8 protein-coding genes are annotated in these 8,898 nt (G+C 69.6%); 2 read left to right on the top strand and 6 right to left on the bottom strand.

The features are described 5' to 3' along the window. The 3 genes from RDU12_RS08540 to map form a co-directional block, all read right to left on the bottom strand. A partial coding sequence (locus RDU12_RS08540) for an isoaspartyl peptidase/L-asparaginase (protein ID WP_308684445.1) occupies positions 1 to 672 on the bottom strand: 672 nt, incomplete at its 3' end. Between the two features lie 152 nt (positions 673 to 824). Beyond that, positions 825 to 1,604, bottom strand: a complete 780-nt coding sequence (gene radC / locus RDU12_RS08535) for a DNA repair protein RadC (RefSeq protein WP_300291389.1) — start codon at positions 1,602 to 1,604, stop codon at positions 825 to 827. An 81-nt stretch (positions 1,605 to 1,685) separates the two neighbouring features. After that, complete coding sequence (gene map, locus RDU12_RS08530) at positions 1,686 to 2,507, bottom strand: type I methionyl aminopeptidase (RefSeq protein ID WP_300291386.1); 822 nt, start codon at positions 2,505 to 2,507, stop codon at positions 1,686 to 1,688. A 104-nt stretch (positions 2,508 to 2,611) separates the two neighbouring features. Between map and RDU12_RS08525 the strand changes: the two genes are divergently transcribed. Next, entirely contained in the window at positions 2,612 to 3,364 is a 753-nt protein-coding gene (locus tag RDU12_RS08525) for a molybdopterin-binding protein (protein WP_300291383.1), read from the top strand. Here RDU12_RS08525 and RDU12_RS08520 read toward each other — a convergent pair. From RDU12_RS08520 to fliI, 3 genes are read right to left on the bottom strand one after another with little or no spacing between them, the layout of a single operon-like run. Then, on the bottom strand, positions 3,361 to 4,461 hold the full coding sequence (locus tag RDU12_RS08520) for an endo-1,4-beta-xylanase (RefSeq protein WP_300291381.1): 1,101 nt from the start codon (positions 4,459 to 4,461) through the stop codon (positions 3,361 to 3,363). The genes RDU12_RS08525 and RDU12_RS08520 overlap by 4 nt on opposite strands. Then, a complete protein-coding gene (locus RDU12_RS08515; protein ID WP_300291379.1) occupies positions 4,451 to 4,861 on the bottom strand; it encodes a flagellar export protein FliJ in 411 nt (136 codons plus the stop codon). The genes RDU12_RS08520 and RDU12_RS08515 overlap by 11 nt, the downstream gene beginning before the upstream one ends. 13 nt (positions 4,862 to 4,874) lie before the next feature. Beyond that, the gene (gene fliI, locus RDU12_RS08510) at positions 4,875 to 6,215 is read right to left on the bottom strand and encodes a flagellar protein export ATPase FliI (RefSeq protein ID WP_308684443.1); all 1,341 of its coding nucleotides are present in this window, start codon (positions 6,213 to 6,215) and stop codon (positions 4,875 to 4,877) included. A 308-nt stretch (positions 6,216 to 6,523) separates the two neighbouring features. On the opposite strand from fliI, the gene RDU12_RS08505 reads away from it, so the two are divergent. Further along, the coding region (locus RDU12_RS08505) for a matrixin family metalloprotease (protein WP_308684442.1) at positions 6,524 to 8,898 on the top strand (2,375 nt) is incomplete at its 3' end.

Below are 8,898 nucleotides of genomic sequence, written 5' to 3'. Positions count from 1 at the left end.
GGCGCCGATCAGGGGGCTGTCGCCGACGCGGCCGCGCATCTTGAAGGCCATGCCGGAGGTGGTGCAGGCCCCGGCCATGCGCCCGGCGGCGTCGATGGCCAGCAGGCCGATGGTGTCGTGGTCGCCCGGTCCTCCAGGCATGCCCCGGACGCTCCAGTCGGCGTTCTCGCTGTTGATGCGCGGGGCGTATTCCGAGGTCTTCAGCCAGTCGCGCCACGCCGCCTCGGCCCGGGGGGTGAGCAGGTTGCGGGTCTCGAAGCCCTGATCGACGGCGAAGGTGCGGGCGCCCTCGCCGACCAGCATGGCGTGGGGCGTGCGCTCCATGACGCGTCGGGCCACTGAGACGGCGTGGACCACGTCCTCCAGCGCGCAGACGGCGCCGATGTCGCCCGCCCAGGTCATGACGCAGGCGTCCAGCGTCACCCGGCCGTCGCGGTCGGGCAGGCCGCCGAGGCCGACTGAACTGTTGCTCTCGTCCGCCTCGGCCACCCGTCCGCCGGCCTCGACCATGTCCAGCGCCGAGCCGCCGGCGGCCCGCGCCGCCAGACCGGCGGCGTTGGCGGCGGCGCCGAAGTCCCAGGTGGAGACCATGACGGCGGGGACGGCCGGTTGGGCGGCTGCGGCAAGGGCTATGGCCGGTGTGGCGAGGATCGCGCGTCGGGTGGTTTTCATATCTACCCCGCTCATTCCGGCGAAAGCCGGGACCCAGTTCTGTCCAGCCAGGCGCTGTGCCTCAGGACAATCGTTAGCGGCTCATACCGAACGACGCATCACCCAAAGCACTGGGTCCCGGCTTTCGCCGGGATGAGCGGAAAAAGTGCAGTTCACATCAGCCCCAGTTGCTTGAAGCTGGCCACGCCGTCGCGGCCGACGATCAGATGGTCGTGGACCGAGAGCTCCAGCGCGCGGGCGGCCTCGATGACCTGACGGGTCATCTGGATGTCGGGACGGGACGGCGTCGGGTCGCCCGAGGGGTGGTTGTGGACGATGATCATCGACTTGGCCGACAGCTCCAGCGCCCGGCGCACCACCTCGCGCGGATAGACCGGGGCATGGTCGACGGTGCCGCGATTCTGGATTTCGTCGAGGATCAGCTGGTTGCGATTGTCGAGATAGAGGACGCGGAACTGCTCGCGCGGCTCGTGCTGGAGCGACAGGCGGACGTAGGCCAGCAGGGCGGTCCAGGAGGAGATGACGGTGCGTTTGCCGGCCTCTTCCTTCGTCACCCGGCGGGCGACCTCGTGCAGGGCGGCGAGGTCGAGGGCGGTCTCGGCGCCGACGCCGCGGGTCCGGCCCCGGGAATCCTCGGCCCTGACGGTCATCAGGTCCTCGACCGAGGCGGCCAGAACCGCCGCCAGCGAACCGAACCGGGCCAGCAGGGCCTTGGCGACCGGCTTGACGTCGCCCTGGGGCTGGCTGCGGAACAGGAAGAGTTCCAACAGTTCGTAGTCCGGCAGGTGCGACAGGCCGGCGCGGCGGGCCCGGTCGCGCAGGCGCTCGCGGTGGCCGGACAGGCCGGCCCCTCGAATGGGGACGACGTCGGCGGACGGCGCGACCTGACGCGGTGCGGGAGCCGGGATCGGGAAGGGCAGCACGGCGGACATGGCGGCCTCCGTAAAGGACGGCCGCACGTTGCCAGAACAGAAGAGGAACGTCCAGTCAGCCGGAGGCGTCCGGCCGCCGGATCAGAATTTCGGGCGGAACAGGCCGGCCGGGCTGGCGCTGAACAGTTCGACGCCGGTCTCGGTCACGCCGCAGGTGTGCTCGCACTGGGCCGACAGGGACTTGTCTCGGGTGACGGCGGTCCAGCCGTCGGACAGGACCTTCACGTGCGGCTTGCCCAGGTTCACCATCGGCTCGACGGTGAAGAACATGCCCTGTTTCAGGGTCGCGCCCTCGCCGCGGCGGCCGTAGTGCAGGACGTTGGGGCTGTCGTGGAACAGTCGGCCGATGCCGTGGCCGCAGAAGTCGCGGACGACGGACATGCGGTTGGCCTCGACCACCTGCTGGATGGCGTAGCCGATGTCGCCGAAGGTGGCGCCGGGCTTGATGACGGCCAGGCCCGCCTCGAGCGAGTCATAGGTGACGTCGATCAGCTTCCTGGCACGGGCGTTGATGGTCCCGACCGGGTACATGCGGCTGGAATCGCCGTGCCAGCCGTCGACGATGACGGTGTGGTCGATGTTGACGATGTCGCCGTCCTTGAGAACCTTGTCGCCGGGGATGCCGTGGCAGACGACGTGGTTGATCGAGGTGCAGACGGTCTTCTCATAGCCCTTGTAGCCCAGACAGGCGGGCAGGGCGCCGTGGTCGAGGGTGAACTCGCGAATGCGGTCGTCGATCTCGCCCGTGGTCACGCCCGGGACCACGAAGGGCGTGATCATGTCGAGCGCCTCGGCGACCAGGCGGCCGGCCTTGCGCATGCCCTCGAAGGCCTCGTCGTCGTGGACGCGGATTTCGTGGGTGCGGACGAAGGCGTCGCTGTCCAGTTCGGGGGTCTCGTACATCGGGGGCTTTCGGTCGGGGTCGGGTCGAATTCAGATGGCCATCATAGCACACAAGCTCAAGGCGTTACGATGACCGCCGGGCTGCGACAGTCTAGCGTGGACCCATGACCGAATCCTCTCCCACCGCCGCCGTCCTGATCATCGGCGACGAGGTGCTGTCCGGACGGACGCAGGACACCAATCTGAACGCCATCGCGCGGTTTCTGGCGGCGTTGGGGATCGATCTGATGGAGGCGCGGACGGTCGGGGACCGGAAGGCGCAGATCGTCGAGGCGCTGAACGCGCTGCGGGCGGGGCACGACTATGTCTTCACCACCGGCGGCCTCGGGCCGACCCACGACGACATCACCGCCGATGCGGTGGCGACGGCGTTCGGGGTCGGGCTGCCGGAGCATCCGGAGGCGCTGGCGATCCTGGAGCGGCGCTATGGCGTCGAGTTCAATGCGCCGCGGCGGCGGATGGCGCGGATCCCGGAGGGCGGGACGCTGATCGCCAATCCGGTCACCGACGCGCCGGGCTTCCAGATCGGCAATGTCTTCGTCATGGCCGGGGTGCCGAAGATCATGACGGCCATGCTGGAGGACGTGGCGCCGCGCCTGCGGACGGGGGCGGTGGTGCATGCGCGGACGGTGCGGGTGACCCGGGTCGGGGAGGGCGATGTGGCCGACATCCTGAGCGCGGCGGCGCGGGCGAACCGCGAGATCAGCTACGGCAGCTATCCGTTCGGGCACGGCTCGGTCGGCGAGATCGGGACGAATCTGGTGGTGCGGGGACGCGACGCCGAGGCGGTCGAGGCGGCTGTGGCGGCGCTGCTGGAAGACCTGGAGATCGCGGGGATCGAGGCGGCGGCGATCTAGGCTCCGGCGCGTCCGGTGAAGGCGTCGACGACGGCCTGATACGCCGGGTTGGGTCGGCCCTCGGCGTCGAGCAGCAGGGCGCTTTCGTCGGGGCGGTTCTTGCCCTCTTCGCGGACCAGCCAGCTGTCGTTGTCGCGCAGGCCCCAGGTGGTGAAGGCGAAGCGCTGGCGCTCGGGCAGGGCCATGAAGGCCTCGGCCAGTTCGCCGACACGGGCGATCTGCTGGGCGCGGCGTTCGGCGGTGGAGCGCAGGTCGGGCATCCGGCCGCCGTCGCGCTGCATCGGGAAGTCGAGTTCCGAGACGTGGATCGGCAGGCCCAGAGAGGCGGCGTCGCGCATGAAGGTCGTGATCTGACCCGCCGGGATCTCGATATTCAGGTGCGACTGGGTTCCCAGGCCGCCGATCGGGGCGCCCAATTTCAGCAGGCGCTCGACGAGGCGAAGGAAGGTCGCGCCCTTGGTCGGGATGTTCTCGAGATTGTAGTCGTTGAGGAACAGGACGGCGTCGGGATCGGCGTCGCGGGCCTGTTCGAAGGCGCGAACGATGTAGGCCTCGGGCCCCAGCCTGCGGGCGTAGACGCAGTCGCGCAGGCCGTCGCCGTCCTCGGCCACGGCTTCGTTGACGACGTCCCAGCCGACCATGCGGCCGCGATAGCGCCCGGCGACGGTCGAGACATAGCGGTCGAACTCGGCGGCGAAGCGCGCGGCGGGCAGGGCGTCGGTGAAATGGTCCAGCCCCTGCGAATACCAGACCAGGCAATGGCCGAAGACGCGCAGCCCCTGTTCACGGCCCCAGTCGACCATCCGGTCCGAGGCCGAAAAGTCGAAGGCGAAGCCCGGCTGCAGGATGCGCTCGGGCTTGAGCTCCCATTCGGGGGTGATCTGGTCGACGTGATTGCGCATCGCCGCGACCCAGACGGGATCGTCCAGCTGGCCGGTCATGCCGGTGGCGCCGACGGGGAAGGGAGCGATGGATTTCAGCGAGGGGGCGAGGGGACCGGCCGCAGGTTGGACGGCGGCGAAACGGTCGCAGGCGGCCAGCGCTATGGGGGCGGCGAGGAGGGCGCGGCGGTTCAGGCGGGGCGGGTCAGCCCGCACGGCGCCTCAGGCCCAATTCGTCGAAGGCGGCGGTCTCCCGCTTGCCGGCGGCGAGGAGGCGTTTGAGCCGCGTCGTCTCGGCCACGTGCTCGAACTTCTTCAGCTCCCCGAAGGCGCCGGTGAGGGCGTCGCGGGCCCCTTCCTCCTCGGCCTCGATCTCGACCACATCGGCCTCGGCGGCGGATTTGCGCAGCTTCCAGCCGTTCAGGTAGGCCTGCAGCAGCATCCCGGCCTCGGCGTCGTCGCGGGCGCGCTCCTGCTCGATCTCGGCCTCGGCCTCAAGCACGGCGATGCGCATTTCGGCGGAGGCCCGTCGGGCGGTGATCTCGGCGAGGCGCTTCTGCAGCGTCTCGACCTCGTAGTTGGAGATGCGGATCAGGGATTGGGCCCAGGCGGTCATCGTGCGTCTCCGATCATTGCACCATTCCTTGATTCAGAATGGTTTCCAGACGGTCAAAGGAATCAGCCAGCCGCGTCACGTCATGGTGATCCTGTCCGAGGAAGGCCTCAAGGGCGGGATTCAGGGCGATGGCGCGGTCGACGATCGGGTCCGCGCCGGTGCGGTAGGCGCCGATCTTGATCAGCTCTTCCATGTTGGCGTAGGCGCTGAGGCACTGGCGGGCCCGCTTGTTCAGCTCGCGCTCGGGCGGGGTCTGGCAGGCCGGCATGGTGCGGCTGACGGATTTCAGCACGTCGATGGCCGGGAAGCGGCCGCTTTCGGCGATCTTGCGGTCCATGACGATGTGGCCGTCGAGGATGCCGCGCACGGCGTCGGCGATCGGCTCGTCGTGGTCGCCGCCGTCGACCAGCACGGTGAACAGGGCGGTGATTGGCCCGGCGGTGGTGCCGTCGGGGCGGACGGGGCCGGGACCGGCCCGCTCCAGCAGTTTCGGCAGTTCGGTGAAGACGGTGGGGGTGTAGCCCTTGGTGGTCGGCGGCTCGCCGGCGGCGAGGCCGATCTCGCGCTGGGCCATGGCGAAGCGGGTGACCGAGTCCATCAGGCACAGGACCTCGAGGTCCTGGTCGCGCAGGAATTCGGCGCAGGCCATGGTCATATAGGCGGCCTGGCGGCGCTTGAGGGCGGGTTCGTCCGAGGTGGCGACGACGACGATGGCCCGCTTCAGGCCATCTTCGCCCAGGGTCTCCTCGACGAACTCGCGCACCTCCCGGCCCCGTTCGCCGATCAGGCCGACGACGACGGCGTCGCAGGTGGCCTGGCGGGCCAGCATCGACAGCAGCACCGACTTGCCGACGCCGGAGCCGGCGAAGATGCCGAGGCGCTGGCCCCGGCAGGTGGTGGTGAAGACGTCCATGGCGCGGACGCCGAGATCCAGACGCTCGCCGACCCGGCCGCGCGAGTGGGCCGGCGGCGGGGGCGCGCGCAGGGGATAGGCGGCCGGGCCGGTCGGCAGGGGGCCCTTGCCGTCGATGGGCTGGCCGAAGGCGTCGATGATCCGGCCCAGCCAGGCGGTGGTCGGGCGCACGCTGGCGGCGGAGGAGACGATGCGGATGTCGGCCCCGGGGGCGACCCCCTCGACCGGACCGAACGGCATTAGCAGGGCCTTGGCGTCGCGGAAGCCGACCACCTCGGCGGGAAGGGGCGAGAGGCGTCCGCGGGCGATCTCGGCCCGCGCCCCGACGGCGAGGCGCGACAGGCCGCCCCGGGATTCGATCAGCAGGCCGTTCACGCCGGCGACCTTGCCGGTGACGACCAGCGGGTCGATCGCTTCGACAGCGGCGGCGAGATTGCGCAAGTGAAAGCCCCGGAACAGGGGCTCAGGGATGCGCTGACATGGTTAACGGGGGGTGAAGGCGAGGGGGCGGAATGGGCCTGTCGCGGCTCCGGGAACCAAAGTCGGGGTCTTTTGGTTAACCTCGCCGCTGGATCGCGCCGATCAGCCAACCGCCCGGGAGGGGCGGCGATCGGAGAGCCGGCGCGCGTCCGCCTCCCCGGACGTCTCACGCCCGATGAACCGTGCGGTCTCCGACCGCCGGTCGTTGAGCCCATCAGAGGCGTGGCCCGCGGCTGGCGCAGGCCACAGCCCACCAGGAGGGTTGTCCCATGGCTGCTGTTTCCGGAGCCGCGCGCGCGGCTGTGCTCGACACGCGTCTCGTGTCCCCGCTCGCCTTCGCCGAACTCGATCTGTCGACGGCGCTGCATGGCGTATCGCCCACGCCGCTGTCCCTGGCCGCGAACGACAATGCGGGCGAGGTCGCAAGCTGGAGCCTCGGGTGCGGATGCGGGTGCGGCAAGCGCTACACCGACTTCTTCCAGGGCGGAGTGGGCGACGGGCCCCGCCCGGTGCAGCCGCCGACCCTGCTGGTGACCACCGACGCCATTCCGGGCGACACCTCGACGACGCAGGTGCTCACCGTCGACGGGGCGCATTTCGTCTCGACCATCGACACCCTGGGCGACGAGGATTTCTATTCCGTCCAGCTGGTCGAGGGGCAGACCTACGACATCAGCGTCTTCCTGGTGACCGGCGGGCCGAGCGGGGTGCCGTTGGCGGACGCCTATATCGAGCTGTACGACAGCCTCGGCAATCTGGTGGTCACGGCAGACGGCGGCGGGCCGAACACGCCGTCGGGCCTGGACGCCATCCTGACCTATACGGCGCAGAGCACCGGGACCTTCTACATCAACGCCCGCGCCTACGACCAGGACGCGACCAACGGGACGACCGGTGATTTCGTCGGCGACTACGAAGTCTTCGTCACCAGCGTCGACGCCTCCGACCCGTCGGCCTATGTGCCTTTCTATTCGCCGGACAGCCCGCTGCATGCGATCGACTGGGGCAGCCAGTTCACGCGCTCGTCGCGCAATCCGGACGGCGACAACGGCACGCGGACCGACAACGGCGTGGCCAACGGCGGAACCCCGATAGACAACAATCCCTACGGGATCGTCGGCAAGAACGTCATCACCTACTATTTCGCCGAGACCGGGGACGTCTTCGTCAGCGAGGATCCGACCAACCCGGGGCTGACCGAGAACATCGTCGCCCAGGGCATGCAGGATTGGGAGATGCAGGCCTTCGAGACGGCCTTCGGCATCTACGAGCAGGTCGCCGACATCGAATATGTGCGGGTCTACGACCGCGCGGAAGCCGACATCAAGATCATCACCTACGAAGGCACGCCGGGCGTCGGCGCCAGCCTGCTGGGCCGCATGAGCCCTCCCGGCGAGCAGAACGCCGGCCAGATGGAGATCAACAGCGGCGATGTGCGCTGGACCGAGGAGGGGGTGTCGCAGGGCGGCTTCTACTTCCCCACCCTGCTGCACGAACTCGGCCATGGACACGGCATGGCCCACCCGCACGACAACGGCGGCCGCTCGGGCGTCATGCGCGGCGCCGAGCCGAGCGACGACCCGGTCGAGGGCGCCATCGGCGGCCAGTTCGGCGATTACGGCCTGAGCCAGCAGATCTACACCATCATGTCCTACAACGACGGCTGGTACGAAGGACTGGAGAGCGGCGGCGCGCCGGACGGCCATGGCCGGCCCCGCTCGGGCGGGATTACCGGGACGGAAGTCGATCATTTCGGCTGGGTCGGGACCCTCAGCGCGCTCGACATCGCGGTGCTGCAGGACAAGTACGGCGTCAACGAGGAGTGGGCGACCGGCGACGACGTCTATGTGATCGACGACGTCAACGAGGCCGGGACGTTCTATTCGACGATCTGGGACGGCGGCGGCGACGACGAGATCCGCTACACCGGCGCGCGCAACGCCAATATCGATCTGCGGGCCGCGACACTGCAGTACGAGGAAGGCGGCGGCGGCCGGGTCTCCTACGCTTTGGGAGCCTGGAGCGGGTTTACTATCGCCAACGGCGTGACCATCGAGCGGGCCACAGGCAGCGATGGGGACGACCTGCTGACGGGCAACCACGTCGCCAACGTTCTGACCGGCGGCCTCGGGACCGATACGCTCAATGGCGACGCCGGCGACGACACGCTCGACGGCGGAGAGGGTGACGACACCCTTGCCGGCGGGGCCGGGGCTGACACGATCAGCGGCGGCGACGGCTCCGACACGGCGGACTATTCCGGTTCGGCCGATCGCATCGCGGTCGATCTGTCGGCCGGCACGGCGTTCGGGGGCGACGCCCATCTGGACGTCCTGTCCGGGATCGAGAACCTGATCGGCACCAACAGCGCGTTCAAGGACTTCCTCACCGGCGACGCCAACGCCAACCGTCTGACCGGCCTAGCCGGGGACGACGAGCTGATCGGCATGGGCGGCGACGACGTCCTCGACGGCGGCGCGGGCGACGACCATCTGATCGGCGGGACGGGGGTCGACACCCTTCTCGGCGGCGACGGCGCCGACACGGCGGACTATTCCGGTTCGGTCGATCGCATCGCGATCGATCTCACGGCCGGCACGGCGTTCGGGGGCGACGCCCATCTGGACGTCCTGTCCGGCGTCGA

The sequence above is a fragment of the Brevundimonas sp. genome (assembly GCF_031082345.1).
Taxonomy (GTDB): domain Bacteria; phylum Pseudomonadota; class Alphaproteobacteria; order Caulobacterales; family Caulobacteraceae; genus Brevundimonas.
This window is presented reverse-complemented; position numbering and strand designations above follow the sequence as displayed.